The 14,422-nt window shown below is 75.9% G+C and carries 13 protein-coding genes; 8 read left to right on the forward strand and 5 right to left on the reverse strand.

From position 1 onward, the window contains the following. Window positions 1–114: 114 nt before the first annotated feature. Complete coding sequence (locus tag ACIQKA_RS02065; protein ID WP_402539675.1) at window positions 115–1,050, forward strand: hypothetical protein; 936 nt, start codon at window positions 115–117, stop codon at window positions 1,048–1,050. 7 nt (window positions 1,051–1,057) lie between these two features. Here ACIQKA_RS02065 and ACIQKA_RS02070 read toward each other — a convergent pair whose 3' ends face one another. Then, window positions 1,058–3,253: a prolyl oligopeptidase family serine peptidase gene (locus ACIQKA_RS02070; RefSeq protein ID WP_383448974.1), complete on the reverse strand. Its 2,196-nt coding sequence runs from the start codon at window positions 3,251–3,253 to the stop codon at window positions 1,058–1,060. 191 nt (window positions 3,254–3,444) lie between these two features. On the opposite strand from ACIQKA_RS02070, the gene ACIQKA_RS02075 reads away from it, so the two are divergent. The 4 genes from ACIQKA_RS02075 to ACIQKA_RS02090 all read left to right on the forward strand — a co-directional run bounded on the left by ACIQKA_RS02075 (window position 3,445) and on the right by ACIQKA_RS02090 (window position 7,353). Beyond that, window positions 3,445–3,639, forward strand: a complete 195-nt coding sequence (locus ACIQKA_RS02075) for a hypothetical protein (RefSeq protein ID WP_015035959.1) — start codon at window positions 3,445–3,447, stop codon at window positions 3,637–3,639. A gap of 59 nt (window positions 3,640–3,698) precedes the next feature. After that, the gene (mshB, locus tag ACIQKA_RS02080) at window positions 3,699–4,589 is read left to right on the forward strand and encodes an N-acetyl-1-D-myo-inositol-2-amino-2-deoxy-alpha-D-glucopyranoside deacetylase (protein WP_383159900.1); all 891 of its coding nucleotides are present in this window, start codon (window positions 3,699–3,701) and stop codon (window positions 4,587–4,589) included. Beyond that, complete coding sequence (locus tag ACIQKA_RS02085) at window positions 4,586–5,062, forward strand: DUF6113 family protein (RefSeq protein ID WP_383159897.1); 477 nt, start codon at window positions 4,586–4,588, stop codon at window positions 5,060–5,062. The genes mshB and ACIQKA_RS02085 overlap by 4 nt, the downstream gene beginning before the upstream one ends. A gap of 422 nt (window positions 5,063–5,484) precedes the next feature. Beyond that, window positions 5,485–7,353 (forward strand): hypothetical protein, encoded by a 1,869-nt coding sequence (locus ACIQKA_RS02090; protein ID WP_402539676.1) that lies wholly within the window; start codon window positions 5,485–5,487, stop codon window positions 7,351–7,353. A gap of 442 nt (window positions 7,354–7,795) precedes the next feature. Here the strand turns inward: ACIQKA_RS02090 and ACIQKA_RS02095 are convergent, their stop codons facing one another. Next, window positions 7,796–8,686, reverse strand: coding sequence for a tetratricopeptide repeat protein (locus ACIQKA_RS02095; RefSeq protein ID WP_402539677.1), 891 nt, complete (start codon window positions 8,684–8,686; stop codon window positions 7,796–7,798). Continuing rightward, entirely contained in the window at window positions 8,671–9,726 is a 1,056-nt protein-coding gene (locus tag ACIQKA_RS02100; protein ID WP_391093303.1) for a GNAT family N-acetyltransferase, read from the reverse strand. Before ACIQKA_RS02100 ends, ACIQKA_RS02095 begins: the two co-directional genes overlap by 16 nt. 112 nt (window positions 9,727–9,838) lie before the next feature. Here ACIQKA_RS02100 and fdxA point away from each other — a divergent pair, with 112 nt between their 5' ends. Then, window positions 9,839–10,159 carry a ferredoxin gene (fdxA, locus tag ACIQKA_RS02105; RefSeq protein WP_015035968.1) on the forward strand — a complete coding sequence of 107 codons (321 nt, stop codon included), beginning with the start codon at window positions 9,839–9,841 and terminating at the stop codon, window positions 10,157–10,159. A 128-nt stretch (window positions 10,160–10,287) separates the two neighbouring features. Beyond that, window positions 10,288–11,385, forward strand: coding sequence for a succinyldiaminopimelate transaminase (gene dapC / locus ACIQKA_RS02110; RefSeq protein ID WP_402539679.1), 1,098 nt, complete (start codon window positions 10,288–10,290; stop codon window positions 11,383–11,385). A 232-nt stretch (window positions 11,386–11,617) separates the two neighbouring features. On the opposite strand, the gene ACIQKA_RS02115 is transcribed toward dapC, so the two are convergent. Beyond that, on the reverse strand, window positions 11,618–12,025 hold the full coding sequence (locus ACIQKA_RS02115) for an ATP-binding protein (RefSeq protein ID WP_383159771.1): 408 nt from the start codon (window positions 12,023–12,025) through the stop codon (window positions 11,618–11,620). 313 nt (window positions 12,026–12,338) lie between these two features. After that, complete coding sequence (locus ACIQKA_RS02120) at window positions 12,339–13,265, reverse strand: hypothetical protein (protein ID WP_390107512.1); 927 nt, start codon at window positions 13,263–13,265, stop codon at window positions 12,339–12,341. A 37-nt stretch (window positions 13,266–13,302) separates the two neighbouring features. On the opposite strand from ACIQKA_RS02120, the gene dapE reads away from it, so the two are divergent. Beyond that, complete coding sequence (dapE, locus tag ACIQKA_RS02125; protein WP_383159767.1) at window positions 13,303–14,397, forward strand: succinyl-diaminopimelate desuccinylase; 1,095 nt, start codon at window positions 13,303–13,305, stop codon at window positions 14,395–14,397. Window positions 14,398–14,422: the final 25 nt, after the last annotated feature.

The raw sequence follows: 14,422 nt of genomic DNA on the forward strand, positions 1-14,422 counted from the left end.
TGCGGGTGCCGTGGGCCGGCCGGGGCGCCGCGCGCGCCCCGGCCGGCCGCCCCCGCCCCTCCGGGTATCCGGAACCGCTTGTCTCGGCCGTTCGCGACCGTGAGTATCGAAGCCGTGACTGTGACACGACCGGCACGACTCACCGGCGCCGCGCTCTGCGGCGCGCTCGTCCTCGTCGCCACCGTGTGGGTCCTCAGGGACCTCGCCGCGCTCGGCTCGCCCGCCGACCTCGCGTGGTACTGGGCCGGAGACCCGTTCTTCCTCGCCCGGGGGCGGGCCGCCACCTCGCTGCTCGACCCCGTGCTCCTCGTCGCCTCCGCCGCCTCCGCCGTCGCCGCCCTCCGCTCGCGGCACGCCGCCTCCGCGCTCGCCGCCACCGGCGCCGTCACCCTCGCCCTGCGCCTGCCCGTCCTCTGGGCGTCCGGCGGCGGGATCCTCGCCACCGTCCTCCTCGAACTGGCCCTCGCCGCCGGCCTCGTCCTCGTCGCCGCCGTCGGCCGCCGCCCGGCCGACGTCCCGTACGAGCCGCTCCCCGCCCGACCCCGCGGCGGCCCCGCCGTCGCCGCCGGCATCCTCCTCGCCGTCGCCGCCGTCACCACCGCCGGCCGGGAGCTGTACCGGTTCGCCGAACTGCCCCTGGAGATCACCGTCGACCGGTTCACCGGCGGCCGGTCCGTCGTCGAGGCGGCCCTCGCGCCCCCGCCCGGCTGGCTGTCCGTCGTCCTCGTCGCGCTGTGCGCCACGGCCGCCGTCTCCGCCCTCGCGCGGGCCCGCCACAGCCGCGCCTTCGGACTGCTCGCCGGGGCGCTCCTGGCCGCCGACGGCCTCGCCGGGACCGCCGTGGCCGTCCGGTACGGCACGCTCGCCCACCTCGCGGACCTGCACGCCGCGCACCGGGCGGCCGTCCTCGCCTCCGTCCTCGGACTCCTCGCGGGCGCCGCCGTCCTCGCCCTCCTGGCCGGGCGCGGCGCCCCCGCCCCCGCCCCCGGCCCGTACCCGCCGGCGGGAGCGCCGCCGCCCCCGCCGCACCCCCGGCCGCCCGGCTGGTGACCCGGGCTCAGCCCCGGTCGAGGCCGAGGGACCGCTTCAGGAAGTCCACCTGGAGCAGCAGCAGGTTCTCCGCCACCTGCTCCTGCGGCGTCATGTGCGTGACGCCCGACAGCGGCAGCACCTCGTGCGGCCGGCCCGCCGCGAGCAGCGCGGAGGAGAGCCGCAGCGCGTGCCCCACCACCACGTTGTCGTCCGCGAGCCCGTGCACGACCAGCATCGGCCGCACCGGCACCTCCGGCGACGACAGCCCGTCGTCGGTGAGCAGCGACTGCGCCGCGTACACCTCCGGGTCGTCCTGCGGGGTCCCGAGGTACCGCTCCGTGTAGTGCGTGTCGTAGAGCCGCCAGTCCGTCACCGGCGCCCCGACGACGGCCGCGTGGAAGACGTCCGGCCGCCGGAGCACCGCCCGCGCCGCCAGGTAGCCGCCGTACGACCAGCCCCGGACCGCCACCCGCCCCAGGTCGAGCGGGAAGCGTCCGGCGAGCGCGTGCAGCGCCTCCACCTGGTCGTCGAGCGTCGGCGTCAGGTCGCGCAGGATCGCCTTCTCCCAGGCGGGGGAGCGGCCCGGAGTGCCGCGCCCGTCCGCCACGACCACGGCGAAGCCCTGATCGGCGAACCACTGGGACGTCAGGTGCGGGTTGTGCGCGGCGACCACCCGCTGCCCGTGCGGGCCGCCGTACGGGTCCATCAGGACCGGCAGCGGCCCGTCCCCCTCCTCGTACCCCGAGGGCAGCAGCACCGCGCACGGGATCCGCCGCGCCCCGGCCTCCGCGAGCCGCACCCGGGCGGAGATCACCGGCCGCTGCGCGTGCGAGGCGACCGTCGCGACCCGCTCGCCGTCCCGCAGCACCAGCGCCGTGCTCCCCGGCTCCCCGGGCCGCGCCGACACCAGGACGGTCACCGCCCCCGCGCGCACCGCGGCGTGCACGCCGACGCCCTCGGAGACCCGCTCGGCGCCCTTTTCCGTCACCCGGTAGACGTGGACCTCGCCGGTCTCCGGCGCCGCCGCGCCCGCACCCGCCGACGCCGACACGAGGACGTCGTCCGGACCGGCGTCGAGCACCGCCCGGACGTGCAGCCGCCCGTCGGTCAGGGCCCGGTCCCCGACGGCCAGGACCCGCGCCCCGCCGTCGCCCGTGTCCTCGTCCGCGCCCCCGTCCGCGACGTCCGCGATCCGCACGAGCCGCCCGTCCGCGCTCCACGCCGGCACCCCCGGAAGCAGCTCCAGCCACGCCGGGTCCTCCTCCACGAGCACGGTCGAGACCGCCCCGGTCGCCGGGTCCACCGCCAGGTGCGCCTGCTCCCGCTGCTCCCGGGTCTGGACGAGCAGCAGCGGCGCCCCGGCCGCCGACCAGTGCACCCGCGCCAGGTACGGGTACCGCTCCCGGTCCCACTCCACCTCCGTGCGCGACCCGTCGAGGCCCACGACGAACAGCCGCACCTCCGCGTTGTCCGTGCCCGCCGCCGGGTACCCCACCCGCTGCGGCTCCCGCTCCGGGTGCGCCGGGTCCGCGATCCACCAGGTCCGCACCGCCCGGTCGTCCACCCGCGCCACGAGGAGCCGGTCCGAGTCCGGGGACCACCAGTGGCCGCGGTACCGCCCCATCTCCTCCGAGGCGATGAATTCGGCCAATCCGTAGGAGACGCCCGGCTCCTCCGGAACGGCCAGCGCCCGGTCGCCCGAGCCGTCCGCGCCCACCACCCGCAGCGCGCCCTCCGCCACGTACGCCACGAACCGCCCGTCCGGCGAGGGGCGCGGGTCGATCACCGGGCCCGGCACCGGCAGCCCGCGCGCCGTGCCCGCCCGCAGCTCCGCCGCGAACAGCCGCCCGGACAGGGAGAACGCCGCCAGCTCCACGGCCCCGTCCACCGCGTACGCCACGATCCCGGCCGAGCCCTCCCGGCTCCGCTCCCGGCGCGCCCGCTCCTGCGGGGACAACTCCTCCTCCGCGCCCGCGAGCAGCACCTCCGGGTCGGCCGCCACCCGTTCCGCCGGCGCGCCGCCCGGCGGCAGGTCGAGCACCCAGAGCCGGTGCGAACGGTCCGTGCCGGAGACGGATCTGACGAACACCACCCGCTCCCCGTCCGGGGAGACCGAGAAACCGCGCGGGACCCCCAGGGCGAACCGCTGGGTCCGGGCGTGCTGGCGGGGGAAGGAGAGCCCGGCCGAGGGTGTGGCGGGCTGCTGTCGAGACAAGGTCATGAGGCCGAAACTAGCGCTGTGCGCCCCCCTCGTGCCTCCGTCCGCCGATCGATGCGATGGCACGGATAGTTATGATCCGTAGCGCTGGGTGGGTATGCATCCGTCCGGCACATGCTGTCTGCTCCTTGCCAGAACCGCTCAGGGCAAACCGACCGAAGAAGTCCGACCAAGAAGTGTGGAGGTGAACCGCCGTGGCACTCTCGATCTCCGTGGTGGTGCTGCTGGCGATCGTCGTCTTCCTTCTCATCCGGAAATCCGGGTTGAAGGCTGGACATGCGGCGGTCTGTGCGCTCCTGGGCTTCTACCTGGCGAGCTCGTCCATCGCTCCTTCCATCAGCACCCTCACGACCAACGTGGCGGGCATGATCGGCGGCCTCAAGTTCTGAGCCCCCGCACCCGGGGTCTCCTCCCGGTCCGGCCGTGCGGGGTCTCGTAGGGTGGGGGCATGTCCGATCTCCCCGCCCGCCGTCTGCTGCTGGTGCACGCGCACCCGGACGACGAGTCGATCAACAACGGCGTCACCATGGCCAGGTACGCGGCCGAGGGCGCCCTCGTCACCCTCGTCACCTGCACGCTGGGCGAGGAGGGCGAGGTCATCCCGCCCGGCCTCGCCCACCTGGCGCCGGACCGGGAGGACCGGCTCGGCCCGCACCGCGTCGGCGAACTCGCCGCCGCGATGGCCGAGCTGGGCGTCACCGACCACCGCTTCCTCGGCGGCCCGGGACGCTTCCGCGACTCGGGGATGATGGGCGCCGAGCAGAACGGGCGGGACGGCGCCTTCTGGAGCACGCCCGTCGACGACGCCGCCCCGCACCTCGTCGAGGTGATCCGCGAGACCCGCCCGCAGGTCCTGGTCACCTACGACCCCGACGGCGGCTACGGCCACCCCGACCACATCCAGGCCCACCGGGTCGCCACCCGCGCCGCCGAGCTGGCCGCCGACCCCGCCTTCCGTCCCGACCTCGGCCCGGCCCACGCGATCGCCAAGGTCTACTGGAACCGCGTGCCGCGCCCCGCCGCCGAGGCCGGCTTCGCCCGGCTGCGCGCCGAGGGCTCCGCCTTCCCCGCGGTCGCGGAGATCGACGACGTCCCCGGCGTCGTCGACGAGGACCGGATCACCGCCGAGATCGCCGCGACCCCGGAGCAGGCGGCCCGCAAGACCGCCGCGATGGCCGCGCACGCCACCCAAGTCGCCGTCGACGGCCCCTTCTTCGCCCTCTCCAACGACCTCGGGCAGCCGATCCTCACCACCGAGTACTACGAGCTGGTCCGGGGCGTCCACGGCGCCCCCGGGGGCGAGCGCGAGACGGACCTCTTCGCGGGGGTGACCGCGTGAGCCCCTCGCCCTCCTCCCCGAAGCCCTCCCCGAACCCGCCGCCGCGCGGGCGCGCGGCCTCCCCGGGCGGCCCGCCGCCGTCCGGCCCGGCGCGGTCGGGACCCGGGTCCGACGGCCGTCCCGTCCCCCGCGGCGCCCGGTACGCCTGGTACGTCCTCCTGTTCGTCCTCGGCGCCCTCGTCGGGACCGCCGGGACCCTCGTCCAGGCCGCCTGGCTCCCCGCCGGCCTGCTCCTCGCGCTCCTCGCCGCCGCCGGCCTCTTCCACGGCGGGCTGCGGGCCACCGGCACCCAGGTCGGCGTGGTCGCGCCGGGCGTCGGCTGGCTCCTCTCCGTCGTCCTGCTCAGCTTCGGACGCCCCGAGGGCGACGGGGTGTTCGGCGGGGGCGTCGGCGAGCTGCTGTTCCTCTTCGGGGGCATGGGTCTCGCTGTGATGTGCGCCACGCTGTCCCGGCTGCCGCGACCGGCCCGGTGAACAGGAGGACTTGAGGTCGGAGACGTCCCGACTTCGCCCGGATTGCTCTTCGTCGGGGGCCCGGGGGTCGGGTGTGCGACGGCGGCGGCCAGTATGGTGGTGCGCGCCGCCGAACCGCCCGGGTCCATACGAGCATCAGCAAGAGCGGGCGGTGGAGCCAACCGGGAGATCCTGCTTTGAGTCGTGAAACTGGTCGAGAGACTGACAGTTCGTCCTCCGGCGCCCAGGGGCGCGGTGGAGCCGCATACCCCTCGGGTACCCCGCCGTACGGATCCCGCCAGTATCCGTCGCTCCACCCCTCGCAGGACGCGTCCGAGGAGACCGCGGCCGCGTCCGCGCCGCCGGAGGAGCCCAGGACCGAGACGACGCTGACGACCCGGATCCGGATCAACATCCCGGGTTCGCGTCCGATCCCGCCGGTCGTGGTCCGCAAGACGGTCAACGAGCCGTCCGCCGCGGAGGCCGAGCCGGAGCCCGCGCCCGCCGCGGAGCCCGAGCCCGAGCCGGTGGCGGCCCCGGAGCCGCCGAAGGCCGAGGAGACGAGCAACTGGTTCGCGCCCCGCAAGACCCCGGCACCCGCCCCGGCCCCGGCTCCGGCGCCGTCCCCCGCGCCCGCTCCGGGCCCGAAGCGCACGGCACCCGGCCCGGACGCCCCGGGCACGGGCTTCGCCGGCTCCGCGACCTCGGGCGTCCCGACGGTCGGCGGCACCCCGTCGAGCCGCCCGGTCGCCCCGGCGGGCCCCGTCCCGGGCAACCCGCTGTACGAGACCGGCACCCCGGCGGGCGGCACGCCGATGTACGAGGGGACACCCGAGGGAGGGACCCCGATGTACGACAGCACTCCGGGGGGCGGCACGCCCCCGTACGACGGCACTCCGGCGGGCGGCACGCCCGTCCACGGCGGTCCGGCGGCTCCGGCCGGCCCGACCACCGGCCCGGTCACCGGCACCGCCTCGTTCGCCGGCCCCGGCGGCCGCGGTCCCTTCCGGGGGCAGAACGGCCAGGGCCCGGGCGGTCAGCGACCGACGGCCGGCCAGGGCCGGCCGCCCGCGGGCGGTCCGGGCGCGGGCTCCCCGTTCCCCGGTGCCCCGCGCATGTCCGACGACACCGCGGTCCTGACGCCCCAGCAGTCCGCACCGGCCTCCGGCCCGGGGCCCCGCCAGGGCGGTCCGGCGGCCGAGGGCGGCCGCCACGTCTCCGGCGACACGCTCACCAGCGGCATCCCCGTGGTCCCGCCGGCGACGGCCCGCCCGAACCCCGTCCCGCGCGCCGAGGAGCGGCCGGTCCCGGCCCCCGTCCCGGCCGCGCGCCCGGCCCCGGCGGCCGGCCAGGCCCCCGCGAAGAAGGGCCGCTCCAAGCTGGTCCTCCTCGGCGCCGGAGTCCTCGGCCTCCTCGGCGTCGCCTACGGCGCCGGACTGCTCCTCAACCACTCCGACGTCCCCAAGGGCACCACGGTGCTCGGCGTGGACATCGGCGGCGGCACGAAGGAGGAGGCCGTCAACAAGATGGAGGCGACGCTCGGCAAGCGTGCCCACGCCCCGCTCCAGCTCTCCGTCGGCGGCAAGAAGGTCACGCTGCCCCCGGACAAGGCGGGCCTGTCCCTCGACAGCCAGGAGACCGTCCGCGCCGCCGCCGGCAGCGACTACAACCCGGTGTCGGTCATCAGCTCCCTCTTCGGCGGCGAGCGGGTCGCCAAGCCGGTCTTCCCGGTCGACGAGGAGAAGCTCGCCGTCGCCCTGACCGACCTCGCGGGCGCCTCCGGCTCCGCGACCGAGGGCACGATCCTCTTCGCGCCGAACAAGGTGACCCCCGTCGAGGGCAAGCCCGGCAAGGGCCTGGACGTCCGGCGCTCGATCTACTCGGTCCGCGACGCCTACCGCGCCCAGGTCGAGACGGGACAGGGCAAGGTGGTCGAGCTGCCCGTCACGTCCCGCCAGCCGACGGTCACCAAGGCCGAGCTGGACCGGGCGATGAAGGAGTTCGCGGAGCCCGCGATGTCCGACCGGATCACGATCAGGGCGGGCGGCAAGGAGATCCAGTTCGGCCCGGCGCGGTCGCTGCCGCAGATCCTCTCCATGAAGCCCGTGAACGGCCGCCTGGTCGAGGTCTACGACAAGAAGGCGATCGAGCGGCTCCTGGACGGCGCCTTCAAGGGCGTCATGATCACCAAGGGCGACGGCACCAAGCACGAGATCTCCGTCGACGACGTGGCGTTCGCGATGCGCGACGCGCTGATGGGCAAGACGCCCGCGGAGCGCACGAAGACGATCGACCTCTCCGGCGAGGGCTGACGGCCGGCACGTCCGCACGCGAGGACGGTGGCGGCGGCGCGGCGCTCTCGGGCGCGGCACCGCCGCCACCGCCGTTTCCCGGACGGACGGGGGCTTCCCCGGGCCCTTCCCGGGCCCCCGTCCCGGACCCGGACGCCCCGGCGGCGTACGGCGCTCGTACGTGCGTGAGGACGCCGTCCGGCGGACGATCCCGGCCCACTGGCGGGTCTCCGGTCCACAGGCAGATGCCCGGCCCACGGGCAGGTCTCCGGCCCACGGGCAGATCCTCGGTCCGCGGGCAGGTCTCCGGTCCGCGGGAGTCCCGGTTCACGGGCAGGTCTCCGGCTCACGGGCAGATCCCCGGCCCACGGACGGGACCCGGCTCGGGCAAGCCCTGTCTCCCGCCGGCCCCGGCCCCGCACAGGCTCCGGGGCGTGTCCGGCGGGTCGGGGGCGCACACGCCCTAGTTCAGCCGGGCCCGGGCCGCCAGGGCCCGGCGTCGGATCGTGGTCGCCGCCTCCGGGTCCACCGCGTCCATCACCCGCGCGTACGCCTCCATCTCCACCGCGCCCGTCAGGAAGTCCCCGCGCCGCACGAGCAGCTCGGCGCGCTCGTAGCGCAGCCTCGCCGGGTGCGAGGGGAGCAGCAGGGCCAGCTCCACCGCCCACAGGGCGACGCCGGAGCGCTCGGGGCGGGGGGCCGCCCAGGCGCGGATGTTGTTGAGGACGCGCAGCACGATCGCGCCGGGCTCGGCCGGCCGGAGCATCGAGCGGTCGAGCGCCTCGCCGGTCGCGCTCGTCACCAGGAGCTCGGCGTCCGCGCCCGTCATGGCGCGCCCGCCCGCGAACGGGTCCGCGAGGCACAGGTCGGCCGGGTCGCCGAAGCCGACGACGAAGTGGCCGGGCAGCCCGAGCCCGTACACGGGCGCCCCGGCCCGGCGGGCGACCTCCATCCAGACGACCGAGAGCAGGATCGGCAGCCCCCGGCGGCGCCGGAGCACCTCGTGGAGCAGCGAGGACTCCAGGCGCTGGTAGTCGGCGGGCACGCCCTCGAACCCCTCGCGGTGCCCGAGGAGCGCGGCGAGCGCGCCGGGCCAGTCGCCGGTGACGCGGGTCGCGTACGGGACGAGCCCGGCGAGCCGGTCGAGCTCGATCTCGGCCCCGTCGAGGTCGTGCCGGGTGACGGAGGGGTCGGCCACCGCCCCGATGAGCAGGCAGAGCCGCGCGAGGTCGGGCCGCTCGGCCCGTGCCTCCTCCGCGAACTCCCGCCGCCAGTCGGGCGGATCGGGCGGCCCGCCCTCCGGCCCGCCGGCCGGATCGCCGTGGGGGTCCTCCTCCGTCACGCCTCCGCCCATCGGTAGTGGTGGTAGTGGTGGTGGGGCGCGAAGCCCATCCCGTCGTACAGCGCCCGCGCGCCGTCGTTGTCCGCCTCCACCTGGAGCCAGGCCGCCGACGCGCCCTCGTCCAGGGCCCGGCGGGCGAGCGCGGTCATCACGGACGTGGCCAGGCCCCGGCGCCGCAGCTCCGGGTCGACCTCGACGGCCATGAAGCCCGCCCAGCGCCCGTCGACGACGCAGCGGCCGATGGCCGCCGGTATCCCGTTCGTGCCCGCCACGGAGGCGAACCACACGCTCGGGCCGGAGGCGAGGACCGTCCGCACCGCCGGACCCGGCTCCCCGGAGCGCTGGTAGCGGCGCAGCCACGCCTCGTCGGCGGAGCGGGAGAGGCGGACGGCGGAGACGTCGGCGTCCAGGTCCCCGATCGGGGCGAGCGCCCCGGTCCGCACCTCGGCGGACACCTCGCGCCGCCAGCCGAGCCGCTCCAGCTCGGCGCAGAGCAGCTCCTGGGTGCCCTCGGCGCCGGTCGCGGCCTGGACGTACGCGGGCAGCCCCCGGTCCGCGTACCACTCCCGCACGTACGCCAGCGCCTCGGCGGCCGGGAGGCCCGGATCGCCCAGGGGGAGCACGGAGTTGGCCCGCCGGGTGAATCCCACCCGGCGCCCGGCCACCGTCCCTCCGGGACGCCCCCCGGGCGGCACCTCCTGGAACGCGGCCCGCAGCGTCCACTCCCCGAGCGCCTCGCTCTCGACCGGTTCCCACGCGCGCGCGGTGGCCCGCGCCAGCTCCGCGAAGGTGGCCGACGGGCCCCGCCGACGGGCCGGGGCGGCGGGCACGACCTTCCCCGCGACCAGGGAGGATTCCGCGATCCGGACGGCCTCGCCGCTCCTTCGTGTGATCAGCAGCACGCCGTCGTCCCATGATGTGAGAACCCCGACCGTGTCGGTGAACATCCCGCCCGCCTCGCCCGAGTCGGTCACGCACCGAACGGAGACACGTTTTCCCACGTCAGCGCTGGTGACACGGATCTCAAGGCGTCCACCGCCGGTGAATTCCACTGCTTCTCCACCCCTCCTGTTCGGATCGCCCCCGAGAACGGAGATACTAGGTGCGGGCATCGACGACGCCGCGCTCCCGCGCAGACCAGCCCTATCGAGGAGGAACGACAGCGTGACCTACGTCATCGCGCAGCCTTGTGTCGACGTCAAGGACAAGGCGTGCATCGAGGAGTGCCCCGTCGACTGCATCTACGAGGGCAAGCGGTCCTTGTACATCCACCCGGACGAATGCGTCGACTGCGGGGCCTGTGAGCCGGTCTGCCCGGTCGAGGCGATCTTCTACGAGGACGACACCCCGGAGGAGTGGAAGGACTACTACAAGGCGAACGTCGAGTTCTTCGACGAGCTCGGTTCGCCCGGTGGTGCCTCCAAGCTCGGCGAGATCGAGCGCGACCACCCCTTCATCGCCGCCCTGCCGCCGCAGAACGGCTGATCGACCGCATCCGGTCCCGCACGGCGTCGAGCGCCGTGCGGGGCCGACGCGTTTCCCGAGACCGCCAGACCGCCAGACCGCCAGACCGTACGGGTCCGCACGGGTCCGTACGAGGAAGTGAGCCACCCGTGAGCGCAGTCTCCTCGCGCCTCCCCGTCTTCCCGTGGGACAGGCTGGAGCCGTACAAGAAGACGGCCCTGGCGCACCCGGACGGGATCGTGGACCTGTCCGTCGGCACGCCCGTCGACCCGGTTCCCGCGCTGATCCGGGAGGCCCTGGTGGCGGCCGCCGACTCGCCGGGCTATCCGACGGTGTGGGGGACGCCGGCGCTGCGCGACGCGCTCACCGGCTGGTGCGAGCGGCGCCTCGGCGCGGTCGGCTTCGCCCACGAGAACGTGCTCCCGGTGGTCGGCTCCAAGGAGCTGGTGGCCTGGCTGCCGACGCAGCTCGGCCTCGGCCCGGGGGACGCGGTCGCCCACCCGCGGCTCGCGTACCCGACGTACGAGGTCGGCGCGCGGCTCTGCGGCGCGACGCCCGTGGTGTACGACGACCCGGTCGCCGACCTCGACCCGGCCGCGGTCCGGCTGCTCTGGCTCAACTCCCCGTCCAACCCGACCGGGAAGGTCCTCCCGAAGGAGGAGCTCACCCGGATCGTGGCCTGGGCGCGCGAGCACGGCGTCCTGGTCTTCTCGGACGAGTGCTACCTGGAGCTGGGCTGGGAGGCCGATCCGGTCTCCGTGCTGCACCCGGACGTCAACGGCGGTTCGTACGAGGGGATCGTCGCCGTCCACTCGCTCTCCAAGCGCTCCAACCTGGCCGGCTACCGGGCCGCGTTCGTCGCGGGCGACCCGGCCGTGCTCGGCGAGCTGCTCCGGATCCGCAAGCACGGCGGCATGATGACCGCGGCCCCGGTGCAGGCGGCGACGGTCGCGGCGCTCGGCGACGACGCGCACGTGGCCGAGCAGCGCGGGCGGTACGCGGCCCGGCGGGCGGCGCTGCGGGCGGCCCTGGAGGCGCACGGCTTCCGGATCGAGCACAGCGAGGCGAGCCTGTACCTGTGGGCGACCCGGGACGAGCCGTGCTGGGAGACCGTGGCGTACCTGGCGGAGAAGGGCGTCCTGGTGGCGCCCGGAGACTTCTACGGCGAGGCCGGGGACCGGTTCGTGCGGGTGGCGTTCACGGCGACGGACGAGCGGGTCGAGGCGGCCGTCAAGCGCCTGGGCTGACCCCCGGACGCACGCGGGGACCCGCCCCGCGGGGAAGGTCCGGGACGCGGGGACGACCCGACCCGCGGGGAAGGCCCGACCTGCGGGGAAGGCCCGACCTGCGGGGAAGGCCCGACCTGCGGGGAAGGCCCGGGACGCACGAAGACCCGGCCCCGCACGAAGGCCCGACGCGCACGGAAGGGCCCGGGGAGCATCGCGCTCCCCGGGCCCTTCCGTGCGCGTCGGGCCGGGATCAGCCGCCCAGGGGCAGGCCGCCCAGCGTCTGGCCGGTCGGCAGGCCGCCGAGGCCGCCGCCCAGGGCGCCGCCGGTCGGGCCCTCGGCGCTCTCGGCGGCCGCGCCGGCGGCCTTGCCGACGACCTGGCCCGCGGTGGTGCCGGCGGCGTCGCCGGCGACCTTCTGGGCGACCGGGGCGGCGGCCTCGCCGGCCTGGCCGACGACGCCGGCGGTGGACCGCGAGGCGCCGTCGACGGTGTCGCCCGTGTCGGAGACGTCCAGGGCGGACAGGCCGCCCAGGGCGCCGGTCGGCGCGAGGCCGTGGTCGAGGGCGCTCGCGGAACCGGCCGCACCGACCACGGGGGCTGCTCCGGCCGCGAGGATGAGGGCGGCGCGGGCGATCCGGCGGGTCAGGGGGAGGGACATGGTGCTCCTTCGGCGAGGTGCGACGTGTGCGTTCGGACGCAGTGACAACCGGCTCCGGGGAGGGGGAGGTTGCGGCGGTCGAAGGTAAAGAATTGGCAATGCGTCGTATTGTCGGGCGGGGAGGAAAACGGACGAACGCGTCATTGCGTGGGTGCCTGCCGAACCGTCACTTCCCTTGCCGCGCAAGGGGATTGGGGGCCGGTCGTGCCACCCCGAAAAGCCGCTCCGAAGACGCTTCGATCGCACCGCGTCCCGGACCGGTGCCGTGCCACGGGCGGGTGAGGGAGGGAACGGGCGTGCGGGGGAGTTCCGGCTACCGCGCCAGCCGTATGCGGACGGAACCGCCGCCCTCCGCCGGGCCGTCCGAGGACTTCGACCAGCCGCCCAGGGCCTCGCCCGCGCGCCAGACGCGGTCCCGGTAGGAGACCTCCGTGATGCGCAGCGTCTCCGCCCGGGCCACCGCCCACTGCGCCAGCTCCCAGCCGCGCCGCTCGTCCGCGCCGGCCCCCGCGCCCGCCACCGGCCGCACCGGCACCACGAGGACCGGCGGCTCCGCCGCCGACCGGCCCGCGCTCGGGCCGCCGGTCACCGCCGTCGGGGCCGCCTTCTGGCCGAAGGCCCGTATCAGCTCCGCGCGCACCTTCCGCGGATCGCCCGGCCGGCCCTCCTCCGGATTCGCCGTGCAGGAGAGCCCGGCCGGCGTCCGGCCCGTCAGGGCGGCGGCGAGCAGCGCGGCGTCCGGCTCGTGCTTCGCGTACGCCTGCGGGAAGCCGCTCTTCTGCACCTTCTGCGCCGCCACCGTCAGCGGCAGCCGCGAGTACCCCGGCACCTTCTCCAGGCCCGCGTAGAACTTCCCCGCCGAGTACACCGGGTCCATGATCTGCTCCGGCGTGCCCCAGCCCATCGAGGGGCGCTGCTGGAAGAGGCCGAGCGAGTCCCGGTCGCCGTGGGAGATGTTCCGCAGCGCCGACTCTTGGAGCGCCGTCGCGAGCGCGATCGTCACCGCCCGCTCCGGCAGCCCCCGGGTGGTGCCCACGGCCGAGACCGTCGCCGCGTTGGACGCCTGCTCCGGAGTGAACTCGTAGCGGTGGTCGCCGCTGCCCACGCTGCACCGCGGAGTGCCCTTGCTGCCCGTCATCTGGTGGAGGCCGACGTACGAGGCGACGCCGAGGAGCGCGGCGAGGGCGGCCGCGGAACGGGCGAGGCGGCCACGGCGGGCGGGGCGGATGGGCTCGGACACGGGCCCACCGTACTGGAGGCCGGGTTAGGGTCGGCATATGGCTGACATCACCCCGCCCGACGCCCCCCTCGACCTGTCCCTGGACGGGGCCGCCCTCACCGCCGCCCTCGTCGACCGCCCCTCCGTCAGCGGGACCGAGCGGCCCCTCGCGGACGCGATCGAGCGGGCCCTGCGCGCCCTGCCGCACCTCACCGTCGACCGGTACGGCAACAACGTCGTCGCCCGCACGACGCTCGGCCGCGGCGAGCGGGTCGTCCTCGCCGGCCACGTCGACACCGTGCCGATCGCCGACAACGTGCCCTCCCGGCTCGACGCGGACGGCGTCCTGTGGGGCTGCGGCACCTCCGACATGAAGTCCGGCGTCGCCGTCCAGCTCCGGATCGCCGCCACCGTCCCCGAGCCCAACCGCGACCTCACCTTCGTCTTCTACGACAACGAGGAGGTCGCCGCCGACCTCAACGGCCTCGGGAAGATCGCCGCCGCGCACCCCGAGTGGCTGGAGGGCGACTTCGCCGTCCTCCTCGAACCCTCCGACGGCCAGGTCGAGGGCGGCTGCCAGGGCACCCTGCGCGTCGTCCTGCACACCGCCGGCGAGCGCGCCCACTCCGCCCGCTCCTGGATGGGCTCCAACGCCGTCCACGCCGCCGCCCCGATCCTCGCCCGCCTCGCCGCGTACGAGCCGCGCAAGCCGGTCATCGACGGCCTGGAGTACCACGAGGGCCTCAACGCCGTCGCGATCGAGGGCGGCGTCGCCACCAACGTCATCCCCGACGCCTGCACCGTCACCGTCAACTACCGGTACGCCCCCGACCGCTCCCCGGCCGAGGCCCTGGCCCACGTCCGCGAGGTCTTCGCCGACTGCGACATCGCCGACCTCGTCGTCGACGACGAGAGCCCCGGTGCCCTGCCCGGCCTCTCCCACCCCGCCGCGGAGGCCTTCATGAAGGCCGTCGGCGGCAGCGCGCACCCCAAGTTCGGCTGGACCGACGTCTCCCGCTTCAGCGCCCTGGGCGTCCCCGCCGTCAACTACGGACCGGGCGATCCGATGTACGCGCACAAGCGCGACGAGCACGTCGTCGTCGAGCGGATCCACCACTGCGAGGCACGCCTCCGCGACTGGCTGACTGCCTGACTTCCGTAATTTCGCGTTTCGTCAC

The organism is Streptomyces sp. NPDC092045 (assembly GCF_044756005.1).
Taxonomy (GTDB): domain Bacteria; phylum Actinomycetota; class Actinomycetes; order Streptomycetales; family Streptomycetaceae; genus Streptomyces.